Annotated in this window: 17 protein-coding genes and 2 pseudogenes; 9 read left to right on the top strand and 10 right to left on the bottom strand. The window is 63.8% G+C overall.

Annotation, left to right across the window (positions count from 1 at the left end; translation table 11 throughout):
- Positions 1-355 precede the first annotated feature (355 nt).
- Together BB934_RS44005 and BB934_RS44000 are read right to left on the bottom strand one after the other, a co-directional pair.
- A complete protein-coding gene (locus BB934_RS44005; protein WP_099515852.1) occupies positions 356-2,038 on the bottom strand; it encodes a sensor histidine kinase in 1,683 nt (560 codons plus the stop codon).
- Positions 2,039-2,161: 123 nt separating this feature from the next.
- Complete coding sequence (locus tag BB934_RS44000) at positions 2,162-2,341, bottom strand: hypothetical protein (RefSeq protein WP_099515851.1); 180 nt, start codon at positions 2,339-2,341, stop codon at positions 2,162-2,164.
- Positions 2,342-2,656: 315 nt separating this feature from the next.
- On the opposite strand from BB934_RS44000, the gene BB934_RS43995 reads away from it, so the two are divergent.
- From BB934_RS43995 to BB934_RS50025, 4 genes are all read left to right on the top strand, one after another.
- A complete protein-coding gene (locus BB934_RS43995) occupies positions 2,657-2,884 on the top strand; it encodes a hypothetical protein (protein ID WP_173909493.1) in 228 nt (75 codons plus the stop codon).
- A gap of 22 nt (positions 2,885-2,906) precedes the next feature.
- Entirely contained in the window at positions 2,907-3,899 is a 993-nt protein-coding gene (locus BB934_RS43990; protein ID WP_099515850.1) for a magnesium transporter CorA family protein, read from the top strand.
- Positions 3,900-3,935: 36 nt separating this feature from the next.
- Entirely contained in the window at positions 3,936-4,730 is a 795-nt protein-coding gene (locus BB934_RS43985; RefSeq protein WP_173909580.1) for a DUF1194 domain-containing protein, read from the top strand.
- A 241-nt stretch (positions 4,731-4,971) separates the two neighbouring features.
- Positions 4,972-5,625 (top strand): 6-carboxytetrahydropterin synthase, encoded by a 654-nt coding sequence (locus tag BB934_RS50025; RefSeq protein WP_237050896.1) that lies wholly within the window; start codon positions 4,972-4,974, stop codon positions 5,623-5,625.
- Between the two features lie 58 nt (positions 5,626-5,683).
- Here the strand turns inward: BB934_RS50025 and BB934_RS43975 are convergent, their stop codons facing one another.
- Genes BB934_RS43975 through BB934_RS43965 form a run of 3 tightly spaced genes read right to left on the bottom strand, consistent with a single transcriptional unit; the run spans position 5,684 to position 7,076 of the window.
- On the bottom strand, positions 5,684-6,133 hold the full coding sequence (locus tag BB934_RS43975; RefSeq protein WP_099516135.1) for a PACE efflux transporter: 450 nt from the start codon (positions 6,131-6,133) through the stop codon (positions 5,684-5,686).
- Positions 6,134-6,187: 54 nt separating this feature from the next.
- On the bottom strand, positions 6,188-6,862 hold the full coding sequence (gene folE / locus BB934_RS43970; RefSeq protein ID WP_099515849.1) for a GTP cyclohydrolase I: 675 nt from the start codon (positions 6,860-6,862) through the stop codon (positions 6,188-6,190).
- Positions 6,863-6,890: 28 nt separating this feature from the next.
- Positions 6,891-7,076, bottom strand: a complete 186-nt coding sequence (locus BB934_RS43965; protein ID WP_099515848.1) for a hypothetical protein — start codon at positions 7,074-7,076, stop codon at positions 6,891-6,893.
- 456 nt (positions 7,077-7,532) lie between these two features.
- Here BB934_RS43965 and BB934_RS43960 point away from each other — a divergent pair, with 456 nt between their 5' ends.
- Entirely contained in the window at positions 7,533-8,006 is a 474-nt protein-coding gene (locus tag BB934_RS43960; protein WP_157934704.1) for a DUF6894 family protein, read from the top strand.
- Positions 8,007-8,513: 507 nt separating this feature from the next.
- Here the strand turns inward: BB934_RS43960 and BB934_RS43950 are convergent.
- The gene (locus tag BB934_RS43950; RefSeq protein ID WP_099515845.1) at positions 8,514-8,765 is read right to left on the bottom strand and encodes a hypothetical protein; all 252 of its coding nucleotides are present in this window, start codon (positions 8,763-8,765) and stop codon (positions 8,514-8,516) included.
- A 66-nt stretch (positions 8,766-8,831) separates the two neighbouring features.
- On the opposite strand from BB934_RS43950, the gene BB934_RS48190 reads away from it, so the two are divergent.
- From BB934_RS48190 to BB934_RS43935, 3 genes and pseudogenes are all read left to right on the top strand, one after another.
- A complete protein-coding gene (locus BB934_RS48190; protein ID WP_157934703.1) occupies positions 8,832-9,008 on the top strand; it encodes a hypothetical protein in 177 nt (58 codons plus the stop codon).
- A 116-nt stretch (positions 9,009-9,124) separates the two neighbouring features.
- The gene (locus BB934_RS43945) at positions 9,125-10,180 is read left to right on the top strand and encodes an AraC family transcriptional regulator (protein WP_237050895.1); all 1,056 of its coding nucleotides are present in this window, start codon (positions 9,125-9,127) and stop codon (positions 10,178-10,180) included.
- A gap of 1,170 nt (positions 10,181-11,350) precedes the next feature.
- Positions 11,351-11,845: pseudogene (locus BB934_RS43935) on the top strand (YciE/YciF ferroxidase family protein).
- Between the two features lie 65 nt (positions 11,846-11,910).
- Here the strand turns inward: BB934_RS43935 and BB934_RS43930 are convergent.
- The 4 genes from BB934_RS43930 to BB934_RS43910 all read right to left on the bottom strand — a co-directional run bounded on the left by BB934_RS43930 (position 11,911) and on the right by BB934_RS43910 (position 15,199).
- Positions 11,911-12,186 (bottom strand): response regulator, encoded by a 276-nt coding sequence (locus BB934_RS43930; RefSeq protein WP_099515843.1) that lies wholly within the window; start codon positions 12,184-12,186, stop codon positions 11,911-11,913.
- 107 nt (positions 12,187-12,293) lie between these two features.
- Positions 12,294-13,259 (bottom strand): YsnF/AvaK domain-containing protein, encoded by a 966-nt coding sequence (locus BB934_RS43925; RefSeq protein WP_099515842.1) that lies wholly within the window; start codon positions 13,257-13,259, stop codon positions 12,294-12,296.
- The gene (locus BB934_RS43920; protein ID WP_099515841.1) at positions 13,256-13,750 is read right to left on the bottom strand and encodes a DUF2382 domain-containing protein; all 495 of its coding nucleotides are present in this window, start codon (positions 13,748-13,750) and stop codon (positions 13,256-13,258) included. The genes BB934_RS43925 and BB934_RS43920 overlap by 4 nt, the downstream gene beginning before the upstream one ends.
- Positions 13,751-14,497: 747 nt before the next feature.
- On the bottom strand, positions 14,498-15,199 hold the full coding sequence (locus tag BB934_RS43910; protein WP_099515839.1) for an IS6 family transposase: 702 nt from the start codon (positions 15,197-15,199) through the stop codon (positions 14,498-14,500).
- A 13-nt stretch (positions 15,200-15,212) separates the two neighbouring features.
- On the opposite strand from BB934_RS43910, the pseudogene BB934_RS43905 reads away from it, so the two are divergent.
- Positions 15,213-15,839: pseudogene (locus BB934_RS43905) on the top strand (transposase); the annotation flags it as partial.
- Between the last annotated feature and the right edge of the window lie 5 nt (positions 15,840-15,844).

The raw sequence follows: 15,844 nt of genomic DNA, 5'->3' as shown, positions 1-15,844 counted from the left end.
CAGGCTTGGCCATTGATGGTACAACCGGGACCGCAGACCCAGGGTTCCCCCGATCGGACCGGCTGCCCAGGACCTTGAGCCGGACCGGAACCAATCCGCACCGAACAACCTGATCGACCAATCCAATCGAGCGATCGAGGGGTCGCGGGCCGAAATCGCCCGCTCGCGTGCACTGAGCCGATCCGAAGCTGATCTCGCAAATCGGCGAAGGGAGCGAGGCCTCGCGGGCGCAAAAGCACATCGCGTAAAGGACGCTTCCTGCCAAGCCAGGGAAAGCCCAGGGGCACTCGGCTGCCCTACGGGTTCACGGGGCGGAACCAAACCCCCATGGGCGCCATGGCCGCCAGGTCGGGCTTCAGGCCGCGGCGGTCTGGAGCGTGCACACCACCCCGGTCGCGGCGAACTCGAGCGTCACGGCGCCGTCGAGGTCATGGGCCAGGGCGCGCTCGAGGAGCCGCGATCCGAAGCCCCTGCGCTTGGGCGGCCGTACGGACGGGCCACCGATCTCCTCCCACCGCACATGCAGCCTCGGGTGGCCGTCCGGGCCGTCCGCAAGGCCCCACCTGATCCGGACCGATCCCGTTCCGTTGGAAAGGGAGCCGTACTTCACCGCGTTCGTCGCCAGCTCCTGGAACGCCATGGACAGGGCCAGCGCGGCCCTCGGGGACAGCCGGACCGACGGCCCCTCGAACCGGAGACGCTTCCCGCCCGAATCGCCGAACGGCTCGAGGGCCTGGGCGACGATCTCGCCCATGTCCGCCCCGTCCCAGCTCTCGCGGGTGAGCACGTCGTGGACGCGGGACAGGGCCAGCAGCCGGCTCTCCAGCGCCTCGTGGGCCTGACCGACCGTGGCCGAGTTGCGCAAGGTCTGCGAGGCGATGGACTGCACGGTGGCGAGCGTGTTCTTCACGCGGTGGTTCAACTCGTTGAGGAGAAGCCGACGGTGCTCCTCGGCGGCGTCCCGCGCGGCCTGACCCCGGTCGAGCTCGTCCATCAGGCCGTCGATCGCCGCGCCGACCGCCTCCAGCTCCCCCGCGCCGCCGGCCATCCCCGTGCGGGCCGTCCGCTCCCCGCCGCGCCATGCCTGGATCGTCCGCATCAGCCGCGCCACGGGTGCGCGGACGAACCTGCGGCCGAGGCCCCAGGCGGCCAGGAGGGCCACCACGCTGCCGATCAGGGCCAGCGCCGCTCCCCGGCGCATGGCCTGGTCGATCGGGGCGAAGGCCTCGTCCCGCGAGAGGCCGGCGCTGATGTACAGGCCCGTCGGGTTCGCGGTGGCCGGGATGTAGCCGATGACGCGTTGCGTCCCGTCCTGGCTCGTGACCTCCCGCGTTCCCGGCGCCGGCCCACTGACGAGGGACTGAAACGGCTCGGGGATGCGGGTGCCGATGAACCGCTCCGGGAACGGCTCGCGCGCGATGATCATGCCGGTCCGGTCGGCGATCGTGAGGGCATTACCACCGGCAAGGTCGCGCTCGCGCAGCCGCCCGCCAAGCCATTCGAGGTCGAGGCCAGCCGCCAGCACGCCGACGATGGAGCCGTCATCTGCCTTGATCGCCGTTGCCAGGGTCAGGCCGCGCTGGGCTGAGATCCGGCTCTTCGTGTACTCGCCGACCACGAACCCTCCGGTCTCGAGCGCCTGCCGGAAGTAAGGACGGTCGTCGAGCCGCGCCGCGGCGCCCGGCGCGCTACGGCACTGCACGCTGCCGCCACGATCGATCACGGTGATCGCGGCGAGCTGCGGGGACTGCCGTCGGATGTCGGCCAAGTAGAGGCCGCAGGGCTCGGCGTCGAACGAGCGCACCACCGGCACCCGCGCGATGGCGCGCAGCAGCCCTTCGGCGCCGCTGACGATGCCCTGCATCTCGAGCGAGGCCGACTGCCCGAACCGGAGGGCGAGCGCATGGATCTCGGCCTCGCGGCTGCGGCGCAGGGAGACCTCGTTGTAGCCGAGGATCGCCAGCGCCGGGGCCAGCGCCACCGCGGTCAGGATGAAGATGCGCAGCCGCAATGACAGCCTTGGACGCGTGATCGTCACTGCCGGTTCTCTCCCCTGCCTCGATGGGCTCCGAAGTTCGTGTATCCTGCGGCAAGCCGTGCGTACAGGGCCGGCGGGGGTGCGGGCGGGAAACTGGATCGGCCGTGCGGATGCAGCCGAAGGTCAGCGGCGGTTCCGTCGGATCAGGATGACGGCGGCACTGACCAGAAGCGCTGCGAAGATGGCGATCCCGACTGTCTCGAGCATGGTCTCGACCCTTGCCGTACCGGGAGGCCTTGCCTCCAGGGCAGCCTCCCCGGTTTCGGGGATGGCGGCAGGTGGACCAAAGGCCGGCGCTTCCATGGCGGCGTCCCTCCCTTCCCGCTTCACCTGCGTGATGTCGGACCCTGTCCCGGGCGGGCGTGGACCTTGCCAACGCCAGGGCACGGCCATTGTTCGGGCGGCGTGGACCGGACTTGACCTTGTCCGGGAAACGAGGCATTCCCGAGGGGCCGATCCCGCCTCGGCGGGCACGCGATCCACAGGAACCCTGAACGAAATGCCAAGCGACAGTCCCAGTCGATTGACCACGCCGTTGCCGGCCCGCGCGGACGCCTGATCGCTTGATCGGCTCACCCGCGACCGGCCCGCGACGGCTGGTCGGAACCGAGGTGAGCCATGACCCTCCTGAACCTGTTCTCCTCCCGTGCCCGTGTGGGCAACGGGGACGCCCGATCCGAGGACCGCAGCATCATGCTGATGGTGGTCCTGCTGCTCGGGCTCGTCTTCGCGCCCGTCATCGGCCTGCACGTCGCGGCCGTTGCCTTCGGCCCGCCCGCCGCGGCATCCTCGCCTGACCACCTCGCGCACCAGACCCCGCCGCCGGTGAAGCCCACGCGCGGCTGATCCTTCACGCTGGAACTGACCGATGATGAACTTCCATGGCCTGCGCCAGGGCCGTCTCGTGCGCCTGGCGCAGGACAGCACGACGCTTCCTGCCCCATCCGACGTGCTCTGGATCGACCTCTTGGATCCCACGCACGAGGAGGAGAAGGCCGTCGAGGCGTTGCTCGGGCTTCAGGTGCCGACCCGGCAGGAGATGGCGGAGATCGAGGAGTCGGCCCGCCTGTACGAAGAGCACGGCGCCCTCGTCATGACGGCCGTGATCATCAACGGCGTGGCCGAGGGCCGGCCCGCCCGCACCCAGGTCACCTTCGTGCTGACCCGAACTCACCTGGTGTCGGTGCGCTACGCCGACCCGGTACCCTTCCGCACATTCCTGGCCAAGGGCCAGCGGCAGCCGGAAGCCCACAGCACCAGCGACAGCCTGCTGGCCTCGCTGCTGGAGAGCATCGTCGAGCGCGCCGCCGACGTGCTCGAGATGGTGGCGGCCGACCTGAACGAGGTCTCGACCCGGCTCTTCGTTGAGGACCACAGTCCGAAGCGGAGCAAGGCCAAACGGGTCGAGGACGAACTCCAGGTGCTGATCAAGCGCCTGGGGCGCAAGAACATGACGGTCGCGATCCTGCGCGAGAGCCTGCTGTCGCTGTCACGGCTGATTCCGTATGTCCGGCAAGGGGCGGAGGAGTGGCTGAGCAACGGCAGCCCGGCCCGCCTGAAGCAGGTCGAGCGCGACCTGCGTTCGCTCTCGGCCTACGAGGGGCAGTTGTCGTCCGAGATCGTGTACCTGCACGAGGCGACGCTCGGGCTGATCAACCTCGACCAGAACCGCATCATCAAGGTGTTCTCGATCGCCGCGGTGCTGTTCCTGCCGCCGACCCTGGTGGGCACGATCTACGGCATGAACTTCGAGGCCATGCCGGAGTTGCGGTGGGACTACGGCTATGCCGTTGCCTTGGTGCTCATGGTCCTCTCGGCGGTGGTGCCCTATCGTTGGTTCAAGTGGAGGGGCTGGCTCTAGCCCTCACCCCTCCGGCCGGTCGCCAGGAGGGTTGCCATGCTGTCTCCCGTGCGCGCGTTGGTGCTTGCCGTCCTCGTCTGGACGGCCGCCCTGACCTCTATGGTCCCTGCTCGGGCACAGACAGAGGTCGATCTTGCCCTCGTGCTGGCTGTGGACATCTCGAACTCCATGGACCCGGAGGAGCAGGAGCTTCAACGACAAGGTTTTGTCGAGGCGTTCCGGTCACCTTTGGTCCATAAGGCTATCGGGAGCGGCATGCTGGGGCGCATCGCCGTGGTCTACCTCGAGTGGGCAGGCCCCGCGATCCAACATGTGACAGTCCCATGGACGGAGATGGGAAGCCCGGAGGACGCTTTCAGCTTTGCCAATAGGCTTGCGCAGGCGCCCATCAGGCGAGGTCCCCGGACCTCCATTTCAGGGGCGATCGACGCCAGTATGAGACTCTTGCGCGAGAGCAATATCGAGGCGGTGCGGCGCGTGATCGACGTCTCGGGTGACGGCGTCAACAATCTCGGCCGATCCGTCATCCAGGCGCGGGACGAAGCATTGGCCCAGGGCGTCGTGATCAACGGCCTTCCTCTGCTTCTCAAGCGACCAACAGACGCCTGGGAGTCCGATAATCTTGATGAGTACTATCGCGACTGCGTCATTGGTGGGCTTGGCGCGTTCATGATCCCGGTCAGAGAGCGCCAGCAGTTCGCCGAGGCGATCAAGACCAAGATCATTCGCGAGATCGCTGGCGCGGCTCCCAAGGCTCGGGTTGTGCCGACCCAGGTGCAACCCGAGCGCAGGAGCAGCTGCGAGATGGGGGTCAACCCGTGGGCGAACTGACGCCAATCGAAAGGCGCTGACAGGTGCTGGCGGGCGCCCTTGCGCCGCTCGGATCGCCTCATGTGGACGTTAGATACCATGTGATGCAAAGCAGGATCAGGGATCGATCCGGCATTCGGTAGCAAGGGCCACCACTGTCGAGGGAATTGAGACCGAACTGCCGTTCAACGGCGGCAGTGGTCGAGATGAACATGACGACGTGCCGCTCCTAAACGGAGCGCCACCAAAGGATCTGGATCAGATGCGCACGTTCGATCATGAAGGAGGAGATGCCATAACCATCCCGCCTTTGGCAAGGAGTTCTCGGCCAAGCCATACGCCACCTGGGGCGATGTCCGAGTATGCCCTTTATGGAATGCAGTGGGCGGATGAAGAGTTTCCCTTACTTGGCTTGGTCGAGCCGGCCATGATAGGACATTTTGGTTCGACAGGCCGCAGATCGCCGGCGCTGGTTGAGCAGGCTGTCGAACCGACGAACAGAAAACAGATCCTTGGGGCAAGATTGATGAAGACGTATTGCGAGTTCACGTTCGATGCAGCGCATTCGGTGGCTCCCTATTCCGGGCTGCACGGACATACCTTCATCGTGAAGCTGACCTTCGGCGGAGCCGTCGATGAGGTTTATGGCTGGCCGGTCAACCTCTACGATGTCGAAAACTACATCAAGGAAATCAAGGGCGAGCATGGATCGGGCCTGGATCACGGGAACCTCGATCTCAACCCCGCGATCGGCGTCGCCTCGCTCGAGAACGTCACCAAATACGTCTGGAAGCTGGTGAAGGAGCGCTTCCCGGGGCTGGAGGAGGTCGAGCTCAAGCGCGGCATGGCCGGCTCGCAGGAAGGCTGCATCTACCGCGGTGAGGAAGCGGCCCGGGCCGGCAGCCTCGCGGCTTAGCGCATCAGACGCGAAGATGGCGTGACCTCTGTCGCGCCATCTCAGACAGGACGGTCGTTCAGAGAGCAACCTGGCCTGACTGCGACGGCTCGTGCCAGGCCGGCAGGGGAAAGATACGGTCGTAGGCCCAGTTGAACAGGAACGCGTAGACCATGTAGGCCCCGGCAAAGGCAACATCCATGCCTAAGGCGTGCAGAAGGCCGACCTCAAGATACCACGCGATGACAGGCATGAGCAGGGCCAGCAGCGCCAGTTCGAACACAACGGCATGGAACACCCGCAGCGAAACGCTTTTCTGAGTTCCGCCCGTCACGCGCTGCAGTGCTGCGTCAAAAGCCAGATTGTAGATGTAGGTCCAAACTGTTGCGATGATCGCGCAGGCCACGCCCACCACACCCACATCCGCCACCGGCAAGCCGAAGGCCCACCCACCAAGCGGGGAAATCAGGGCCAGGCCCCCGAGCTCAAAGCTGATGGCGTGCCGGAGGCGATCCCAGGACGAGCGCATGATCAAAAAGCCTCAAAGGAGAATGTCGGACTGTCCCGCTCGGGTGCAGGAGGCCTAGGCTGATCCTGCCCGGTCGAGAGCAGTGCACTCCTGCAGGAACTCGCTCTTGAGGGCAGCATCGCTAGCCATCTCGCCCCAATAGTAGGTGTTGACCATGCGGCTGCGATGGCTGGCGCGCACGCCACGCTGGGTCTTGCACATGTGCACCGCGCTGATGCGCACCGCCAGGCCGCGGGGTGAGGTCATGTCCATGATGTACTGGCCGATCTGCTTGACCAGCTCCTCCTGGATCTGCAGGCGGGCGGCAAAGTACTCGACGATGCGATCATACTTGGACAGGCCGATAATTTTGCCATCAGCAGAGGGCAGGATGCCGATGTAAGCGGCGCCATAGATCGGCATCATATGATGCGCACACATGGAGCGCAGCTCGATCGGACCGGTGACGATGAGCTGATCATAGGCCTGGGCGTTGTCGAACTCGGTGATCTTCGGCGGGGCAGAATAGCGGCCTTCCAGGATTTCCTCGACGTACATCTTGGCCACGCGCTGAGGCGTCTCCTGGGTGTTGTGGTCGTTCCGGTGATCGATGCGCAGGATGTCGAAGAGCTCCTCCACCTTCCGGGCGGCGGCGGCGATCATGATGTCACGCTCACCTGCCGTCAGCGGCTGCTCAAGCGCCTCGTTGCACAGACGTGCAAGGTTCAGATCACGCGGATAGAAGTTCATTATGCCCCCCTGCGCAGTTGTTCTGCGATTAGTTTGAATAGTTGATGAGTTGAGTAGCCAGTAAGGCGAGCGACAGCCCGGCCAGGATCACGACCAGGATCAGGGTGATCCGCGTTAGCTTTTCGTGCCGCGCCAACCGGAGGTCGATGGCTTCCAAGCTCCGCTGCTTCGCCTGCTCGTGCTTAGCCTTCTCAGAATGATCGTAAGCTCTCATTCATGCCCCCTAGGGAAGGTTTTTATATACCAGCCTCTACCAGCCTTCCGCACACATGGGAAGATCGTCCGCAGAGGCGCGGCAAATTGCGCGTAAGACGCTTTATGGAGCCGGATAGGACTGCAATTCTGTGCATTCGGAAGGCGATTTTCCGGATGCTCACTCTGCTTCTGAAAACATCTGGTCTAACCCGGTCTGACGGGAGCCTCAGCCAGTCGGCGGTAACTTGAAGATTCTTTCAAGGGATGACGCAGGAGGTTTGTCTTAATCAAGCAAATCATTGGCCGGTGACAGCAAGGTGGGTGGATGCTTTCCTCGCTAAAAGCCGTTCCGTCGGTCCGTAGGGGCAATAACGGTGCCGAGCCCGCCCGCCTGAAAGCAGCCGTCAAAGAGCGCCAGCGGGCGGGATGCCGTTTCGATGACCCATTCATTTGCTCTTGCCGGTTCATGTCGCCGATGCCGCGCTTCCATTTCGACCTCTTCCTGGGTCCAGATTTCAACCGCGACGAGGTTGGTTATGAGATCGACAGCCTCCGCGCCGCCGAGGTCGAGGCCGTGCGCACCGCGGCGGATCTGACGCGCGACCGATTGCTCAAGATGCAAAGTGCGACCCCTGACGGCATTCGGATTGAGGTGACCGATGAGCATCGGCAGCCGGTCCTCACCGTGACGGTCTCAATCGCGGTCGAACGGGCCGGGCCAATGCCTCCGACATGTCAAGGTCGAGCATGTCTCAGGATCGACTCTCCAGAAGCTGCCGAGTATCGCCGGCAGGCACAGGCGCTCCGGACCATCGTCGAGAAGATCGCGATCGACGAGGCACGCGAACAACTGCTTGAGACCGCCGAGCATCTTGAGGAGCTCGCGGCCGAAGCGGAGGGCAACGCTTACGCCGACGGCTCCAGGTCGCAGCCTCGATCAGACGCGTAATTCTACCGGCCCACCCTCCGCGAGCCTGTCGGCGGCCGCGTCAGGCCGACCGAGGTGCACGAATGAGCCGTTCGTCATCCACGGGACGATCGGATCCGATGCCTGCGGCGCTCGCTGCGAGCGGCAAGTCGCGCGATGCGGCGAACTTGCGGTGGAACGGACCGAGCTCCTTGCTCCATGGCGCGACGCCCGTCGGCCGACCTGCCGTCAAAATCGCGTGATGTTCGCCGCTTTCGGATTCGAATTCCTCGCAGGGCTTCTCTTGCATTCCCCACGGATTTCAGCACCGGCCCGATCATCCATTCCATGCACGAACAGGTTCTTGCCGTCCGAGTGGAGGCTTCGCCGAGGATGCGTCGGGATTCATGCTTACTCGAGAGTCCTTTAAGGCGGCACCCGGAACAGCTTCCGGCATGTGACGGAGAAGCGGCAGGGCTTGGATGTCCGAGTTGGCTGATGCTGGGTTGAAACGCTCGTTGCGACCTGATGGGCTGGGACAGATGCTCGTTACCAGCGACGGTTCGCTCGGGATGACTTCCGGCTCCGATTTCGCAGTTCAGCGGCGGCCGCAAACAGCACCGCGCCGCCGGCGGCGAACATCGCCAGGTCCGTTGCGATGGGAACGAAGGGATCCACGTCGTCGAAGCGGCCCGCGCACATGTCACGGGCTTCAAGCACTATCGCCAGCGTCATGCCGGTGAGGGCTCCGCAGAACGCAGAGATGATCGGATCCCATTGCTTGCCTGATTCAGGTTTCACGGCCTTGTCCCATCCTCCCGAGCGGCTCGACGGCCCCCATCATTCGACCCTGGGAGAGCTCAACGGATGCCCGCAGTTTCGGTCCTGGTGACAGTCCCTGGCCTCGCAGACGAAGTCGACGGCGGCCTCCCGTTCGTCCTCCTCGAATTCAAATTGACGCGAGGATCTCCGGTGCTGCGGGCGGGTTGGGTCATGGCGCGGGAGGACGCTCCTGCCGACCTACTGCCGATCGCCCGCGGCTGAAGACGCACGGTGGTATCCGAGACGTTCTGTCCAAGTCTTGCTATCCTCGGCCAATGGCTTGCCGGATCCCGTCACCGGCCAGGGACCTGGGAGTTCGCTGCGGAGAGGAGGGCCTGATGCAGGGAGTGTCCCTGGCGATGCCGCCCAGTGCGACCGGCGCCATTGCCCGTCTGGCCGCAGCCCGTGTCACCGAACGAGGTCTCGATCTCGCCGCCCTCCTGCGCAAGGCCGGCCTGACGGCATCCCAGATCCAGGACCGGCAGGCCCGCGTGGCTGTTGCAGCCCAAATTACCTTCCTGAACCTGGCGGCTGAGGCGCTGCGCGACGATCTGCTCGGTTTTCACCTCGCCCAAGCCTTCGAGCCACGCGAGATCGGCCTGCCCTACTTCGTACTCGCCTCCTCGGCGACGCTTGGGGATGCCATGGCTCGCGCCGAACGCTACAGCACCATCACCAATGAAGGAATCCGGCTGTTGTGCCAGGCGGGGAGCGATTTCCGCATTCGCTACTGCTATGTCGGCGTGTCGCGGCATACGGACCGTCATCAGCTCGAATTCTGGGCGACGGCGTTTGTCCGGATCTGTCGCACCCTGACGGACACCGACCTGCGGCCCGTTCGGGTCAGCCTCGCCCATCCGCGCTGCGGCGCATCGGGCCAGCTCGGGGCCTTCTTCGGCTGCGAGGTGACCTTTGCCTCCGAGCATGATGAGATCACCTTCGCCCCCGGGACCCCGCAGCTTCGGCTCGCCGAGGCCGAGCGCTATCTCAATGAGGTGCTCATCCAATACTGCGAGGAGGCCTTGTCCCGGCGGGCCAAGCCGGCAATCCCGGTCCGCGCCAACGTGGAGAACGCCATCGCTCCGCTCCTGCCGCACGGACGGGCCCGCGCGGGCGAGGTGGCGCGGGCGCTCGGCATGAGCGAACGCACGCTGGCGCGGCGCCTGGCGGCGGAGAACCTGACCTTTTTTGGAATTCAGGAGGACATGCGCCAGGATCTGGCGCGTCATTACCTGGCCGATGTCAGCCTCCCGGTTTCCCGCATCGCCTGGCTGCTGGGTTTCCAGGAGGTCAGCGCCTTCACCCATGCGTTCAAGCGGTGGACGGGGCAAACACCAACGCAGATGCGCTCCCGGATTGCGGCGCAGGCAACGTCCGGAAACGTGGACTTCTAAGAGCGCTCAAGGAGAGGTGGAGGCCGTCCAGTCGAGGATCTGCCAGCTCCCGGTGGCAGAAAGTGAATCTCAAGGGCGCGCAAATGCCCGTCCGGCCCTCGCACCGAGGTCGAGGCGATGTAGTCACCGGCCTTGATGTCGGCGAGGCTGCGCTTTACGAGGCCGGTGACCGTGAAATTCGCAGCCATGGCGACGAGCACCTCCTGCCCTGCCTGGGTCCTGACGACCAGGCTCTACCCCTCGATCCGATCAACCGTGCCGCGGATGTGGGTCGGGCCCCCTCTGCTGTCTGGTCGAGTGCCGGGAGAACGGCGACAGGGGCGAACAGTCCCGTCAAGGATGATCTCATGGATGCCCTCCGCATGCAGCGAGCCTTGGCCCGGTTGCCGGATTCCTACAGGAACGCTGCGAGTGCGTGCGCGTCAACGCCCAAAACGGATCGCAGGCATTCGTGATCGCGCGGTGATGGCGCGCCCTGGCTTCCTGCCGGGAGCTCTCACAGAACGCGGATGGGGAACTTCGACGCCACTACGGGCCTGTGCCCGCCGCCACGCTGAACGACCTGCCATCGTGGCGAATAAAGGCGTCGCTGGCGAGAGGGAGCCGCGCCACCTCCTGCGACTGCACGAGGTATGAGCTGGCTGCCAAAAGCAGACATCGCATAGATGGCTGTTCTGTGGAACGAACGGCTTGAGCCATGGCTAGAAGCTTCACAGAAAAACCCCAATTATCTACCAGAACGAGGTACTCCTTTATAGGTAAGTGAGGTGTACGTGGCCTACGACAACCATGACAGACCGGTTCCGCCGTGGTTCCCCTACTTCTTCGCGTGCTTTATCGCCGTTGTTGCGGTTGGACTTTTCGTCCTCCGATAGATTGGCCGCGAAACAGACCTCTTCAGCGCGATTTGTCGAGGATCAGCACGTCAACCAAGGCATCTAACGGCGCTCGGCACTTGTGGCGGTAAAGCCATTCTATGCCAAAGCCAGGTCATGACGGCGATGGATGCCCGCAACCGACGCTATGACCGCAAACTTGTAAAACCGGCCTCGGTGAGTGTCCCGCGGACTTGGCGCGACAAGATTTGAACGGCGCTCGTTGCTCTACAAAACCCCGGCTTGGTGAATTGCCGACTGCCAGGGCTGGTTAATTGCGCCAGGAGAATTGCTCATGCCCACCAAACAGAAGACGCTCGACGACCTCTTCCTTCATACCCTGAAGGACATCTACTATGCCGAGAAGCAGATCCCCACGGCCCTGCCGAAGATGGCCAAGGGGGCGGAGTCGAACGAGCTCAAGGCCGCCTTCCAGACCCATCGCGAGCAGACGCAAGGCCAGATCGAGCGGCTCGAGCAGATCTTCGAACTGCTCGGTAAGCCTGCACGTGGCGTGCCCTGTGAGGCGATCAAGGGGATCATCGACGAGGGCACCGAGATCATGGAGGACTTCGCCGACAGTCCCGCCCTCGAGGCCGGCATCCTGTCCGCGGCGCAGGCCGTCGAGCATTACGAGATCACCCACTACGGCACGCTCAAGACCTGAGCCCAGGAGCTTGGGCTGAGCGAGGCCGTGACGCTGCTCGACCAGACCCTCCAGGAGGAGAAGGAGACGGATGCGCTCCTGTCCCGACTGGCCGAGGCGCGGGTCAACACGAAAGCTGCATGACAGCGCTGGCCGACAGTGGCAGTTGACGTGGGCCCGGGTCATTGGATCCGGGTCACTCGACACCCTCACCCCCTGAACGCGTTTGCTAGGCTCGTCAGGTTTGTGGCCAGCTCCCTCTGCCCGAAGGGCTTCGTCAGCCGTGGCAGGCCAAGTGGAACGCCCTCGTCCTCGGCATAGCCCGAGATGATCAGAACCGGCAGCTCGGGCCGCCTTTCCATCAGGAGGCGAGCAAGGTCTGTGCTCGGCATGACGGGCATGAGGTAACTGGTGACGACCACGTCGGGCAACAGGCCGCTCTCGATCACCGCTAGGACCTCTTTGGTCGATGAGGTCTCGACCACGGCGTAGGGAAGCTCAGATCAGACCGGTGTCATTCGGCGGCTGGCTGCTTGCACCGGACGGAACTGGACCCGGAGCGATGCCGCCCCGGGTCCATGGATGTAGATAGTCAGGTCCTATCAGTGGCTTTGGTGCGTGGGACCCGGTTGCCGCGATCATCCTCGACGTCGACCTCGGTGCTGCGGACCGTGTCGGAAACCGTCTCGGTGCGCTGTGCGCTCTCCTTGCGTACAACCAGCTCTTCTTTGATCCGCGCCTCCTTCGAGGCCACAGCCTCCTCCGCACGCTCCTCAGCTTCGATGGTCCGCTCTTGGAAGGCCTGATCGGCATCGCTCAAGGCCCGATCCACTGGGCGTCGCTCGACCGCGACGCGCTCCTCGCGCAGGGTCACCTGCTCTTCGACGGGGGTTTCGACCACATATGACCGGATCCGCACCCGTCCGTGGCTGACATCGCGCTTGCCGACCCGGAGCTTTTCCTCAACGACCGGGATCACCTCTTCGTCACCCGAGGCCGCTCGACGCGTCGTATCAGAGCTACCAGCTCTCGAGCTGGTCGCAGCCAATGGTACTGAGCTCGTCGGATCGGAAAGGTCTGTAATACCTGACGTTGTCTCGGCCTCGCCTGTGGTCAGGTTGGCCGTCGAACCGGACAGGACATCGGCAGATGTCGCGCCCGCCCAACCCTCCGAGCGCCAGGACTCGGCACGTTCATCGATGTCGATGGTACCTTCGTCGTCCAGGATGTCGATCACGGCCTCATACTGGCTATCGCTGGCATCGACCGAAAGCAGATAGCCACCGCGTTGGAGACCTTCCGCATAGGTGCTGCGGTCGTCGTCGGGCAGAAGCCAATCGCCCAGAGAATCCCAGAAGCCACGGGGCTCTGCGTGGGCGGATGTGCCGGAGGCATCCGTTAGATCGCGCTCGTCGCCCGGCATGAAACGGATGCTGTCCCGGGACACTCCGGCCTCAACCAGACTCTCGATCGCATCCTCAGCCTCACCGCGGCTGTCGAAGAAGGCCGTCACCAGACGCCGGGACGACGAGAGGTTTGGGTTTGTGCTGGAAGTCATCGGTCAGTTTCCTCTGTGTTGATGGTTGAACCATCCAGAGCAACACGCTCCACGATGGCTCGTTGCTTGCGTCGCTTGATCGGCACCTCGACCGCCTCGGTCTCGACCCGTCGCCGGATATGCAGCTCCTCCTTGAGAACGAGCTGCTTTGTGACGACAAGCACCTCCTCAAGCACCGGCACGATTGTCAGATCGCCCTCGGTCCGGATCTCGGGGGCCATGTCGACCACCTTGTCGATCGGCACGCGGGTGACCTCGACGGATTCGCTCTGCAGGTTGGCTTTGGTGAGCTCTTCAAGGGTCTCGGTAACGGTCCGCACCCTGACCTTGCCTGTTACGATCCCGCGCTTTTCGACCGTGGCTGTCTCCTCAGCTAGGGGCAGGATTTCCTCGGCCTCGATCCAAGTGTCGCTCCTGTCAGCCTCCTCCAGCACCACGGTTCTATCGGAGCCTGGATGCTGTCCATTTTGTGGTGTGGTCGGGTTGGCCATAGCTGCTACTCGGCTGAGCCGGGATAACGGGCTGCGCTGTCGTCCGTTCCGAGGCGACAAGGCACCCGGCATTCCAGCCGTGCAATGGAACCGCACAGGGAGCACGGCGTTACAAGCGATTGTCAGAAGGTTTAAGTTCATGAGAAAATTTGCTTTTCTAGCTGTAGTGACATTCGGCTCGAGTCTCTTTCTTGCGGCACCTTCTTTCGCTCAGCCACAGCTTCAATTCGGCATCGGCCCTGATGGTCGCCCTCAGGTTGGCGTTCGTGATCCTCAGCAGGAGGAGCGTGAGCGTCGTGAGCGGTGGCAGCAGCGTCGAGAGGCGGAACGCGCATATGAGGCAGGAAGGCGCGATGCTCGGCGCGATGAACGCCGTTACGGTGCCAGCGAAGAGCGCTGCCGTAACGTCACCATTGAAGAAGCGGACCGTTGGGGCCGCACTGAGGTTCGACGGGTTCGCCGCTGCGATTGATGAGAAACTGAAACCTTACGTTCAAAGCAATCGGCTGCTACGCGGGTGCTTTCCCTGCTGTACTCTGCTAAGCCACCTGAGTCTTGTCGAACGAAGGAAAGGTCACCTCAATGCTGCATGGCCCGGGCTTCCTCAGGTTTCTGGATTGTGAGGCAATCACGGTAGCCTGAGAATTTGTGGACCCTCTTGTTCGTCTGAGTAATGGCTTCTGAAGTATTATTCGGGTGATGTCACGGTAAACTGAGGCGACCGCGATAAGCCCTGCTTTGTTGAATTCAGGCGAGCACGCCGGCCGCGGCTTTCCATGCCGCCATGGCTTGTAGACGGTGAAGGTGGGTGGCGAGGGCAGACTGGTGTGGGCGAAGCGGAACGAACAAGTTCCTGACAGCAGAAAAGACCGAGGTGAACCGCTGCAGGCCTCCGACAGACCGAAAGCCCTGCATCATTCTCTCCCGCTTCCTCAGCGGGAGATCCGAATTCTCAGACCTGTTGTTCAAGCCTTTGTGGGACCGGTGCTCAACACTTGGCATGACTTGGCGTCTGGCTGCTCCGTAGGAAGGCAGCTTGTCGGTGATGATGCGTTTGGGCGCCATGCCTTGCTTCTTCATCAGCCGGGTTAGCAGGCGCTTGGCGGCCTTGGTGTCGCGTCGGCTCTGGACGATCTCATCGAGTACGTAACCGTCCTCGTCGACAGCGCGCCACAGCCAATGTTTCTTGCCAGCGATTGTGATGACTACCTCGTCCAGGTGCCAAATGTCAGTCGGGCGTGGCGGCTTGCGGCGAAGGCGCCGGGCATAAGCCGGTCCGAACTTCTTACCCCAGCGCCGGATCGTCTCGTAGGAGACAACGATGCCGCGCTCGAGCAGCATCTCCTCGACGAGCCGAAGGCTCAGAGGAAATCGGAAGTACAACCAGACCGCATGGGCGATGATCTGGGGTGGGAATCGATGGCGCTTGTAGCTGATGGGCTTGGTCATGCCACAGCTCTTAGGGCAGAAGCCTCTGACCAAAGGTTACCGTGACATCACCGGCGAGACCACGGCCGCCTGGCGCGCAGTGCTCGACGATCTTGTCGCACGCCAGTTGCGCCGGCCAGCCTTTGTCATCGTGGATGGCGCGCCAAGCCTGGAGCAGGCCCTCGCGGCGGTGTGGGAGGGCGTTCCCCTTCAGCGCTGCACGGTGCACAAGCACCGCAATCTGCTCGCTCATGCGCCCAAGCGCCTCTACGACGAGATCACGGCTGACTATACCGACATGATTTATGCCGCCACAGTCGAGGAGATTGAGGAGCGCCGCCAAGCCTTCCTCCGCAAGTGGCGGCTGCGTCATCGAGCGGTGGCGGACAGCCTGGAGGAAGCGGGCGAGGCGCTGTTTGCCTTCACGAAGCTGCCGCCCTCGCAGTGGAAGTCGGCCCGCACCACGAACGCCATTGAGCGGCTGCACGAGGAGTTCAAGCGGCGGATCAAGACCCAGACGGTGCTGCCCTCGGATGCCACCGCCGCCATGCTGTTCTGGGCCCTGCTCGCGTCCGGTCAGATCACCATGCGCAAGGTTGACGGCTGGAAGACACTCTCACCAGCATCAGCCACAAAGGAGACGATTGACCTCGTCGCTTGACCCAA

Source organism: Microvirga ossetica, from assembly GCF_002741015.1.
In the GTDB taxonomy this organism is placed as follows: Bacteria; Pseudomonadota; Alphaproteobacteria; order Rhizobiales; family Beijerinckiaceae; genus Microvirga; species Microvirga ossetica.
This window is presented reverse-complemented; position numbering and strand designations above follow the sequence as displayed.

Bases quoted from the DNA above. Each gene is read 5' to 3' on its own strand.
- BB934_RS44000 (WP_099515851.1), bottom strand. From the start codon at position 2,341: ATGGAAGCGCCGGCCTTTGGTCCACCTGCCGCCATCCCCGAAACCGGG.
- BB934_RS43995 (WP_173909493.1), top strand. From the start codon at position 2,657: ATGACCCTCCTGAACCTGTTCTCCTCCCGTGCCCGTGTGGGCAACGGG.
- BB934_RS43990 (WP_099515850.1), top strand. From the start codon at position 2,907: ATGATGAACTTCCATGGCCTGCGCCAGGGCCGTCTCGTGCGCCTGGCG.
- BB934_RS43985 (WP_173909580.1), top strand. From the start codon at position 3,936: ATGCTGTCTCCCGTGCGCGCGTTGGTGCTTGCCGTCCTCGTCTGGACG.
- BB934_RS50025 (WP_237050896.1), top strand. From the start codon at position 4,972: ATGCGCACGTTCGATCATGAAGGAGGAGATGCCATAACCATCCCGCCT.
- BB934_RS43975 (WP_099516135.1), bottom strand. From the start codon at position 6,133: ATGCGCTCGTCCTGGGATCGCCTCCGGCACGCCATCAGCTTTGAGCTC.
- folE (WP_099515849.1), bottom strand. From the start codon at position 6,862: ATGAACTTCTATCCGCGTGATCTGAACCTTGCACGTCTGTGCAACGAG.
- BB934_RS43965 (WP_099515848.1), bottom strand. From the start codon at position 7,076: ATGAGAGCTTACGATCATTCTGAGAAGGCTAAGCACGAGCAGGCGAAG.
- BB934_RS43960 (WP_157934704.1), top strand. From the start codon at position 7,533: ATGCCGCGCTTCCATTTCGACCTCTTCCTGGGTCCAGATTTCAACCGC.
- BB934_RS48190 (WP_157934703.1), top strand. From the start codon at position 8,832: ATGCCCGCAGTTTCGGTCCTGGTGACAGTCCCTGGCCTCGCAGACGAA.
- BB934_RS43945 (WP_237050895.1), top strand. From the start codon at position 9,125: ATGCAGGGAGTGTCCCTGGCGATGCCGCCCAGTGCGACCGGCGCCATT.
- BB934_RS43925 (WP_099515842.1), bottom strand. From the start codon at position 13,259: ATGACTTCCAGCACAAACCCAAACCTCTCGTCGTCCCGGCGTCTGGTG.
- BB934_RS43920 (WP_099515841.1), bottom strand. From the start codon at position 13,750: ATGGCCAACCCGACCACACCACAAAATGGACAGCATCCAGGCTCCGAT.
- BB934_RS43910 (WP_099515839.1), bottom strand. From the start codon at position 15,199: ATGACCAAGCCCATCAGCTACAAGCGCCATCGATTCCCACCCCAGATC.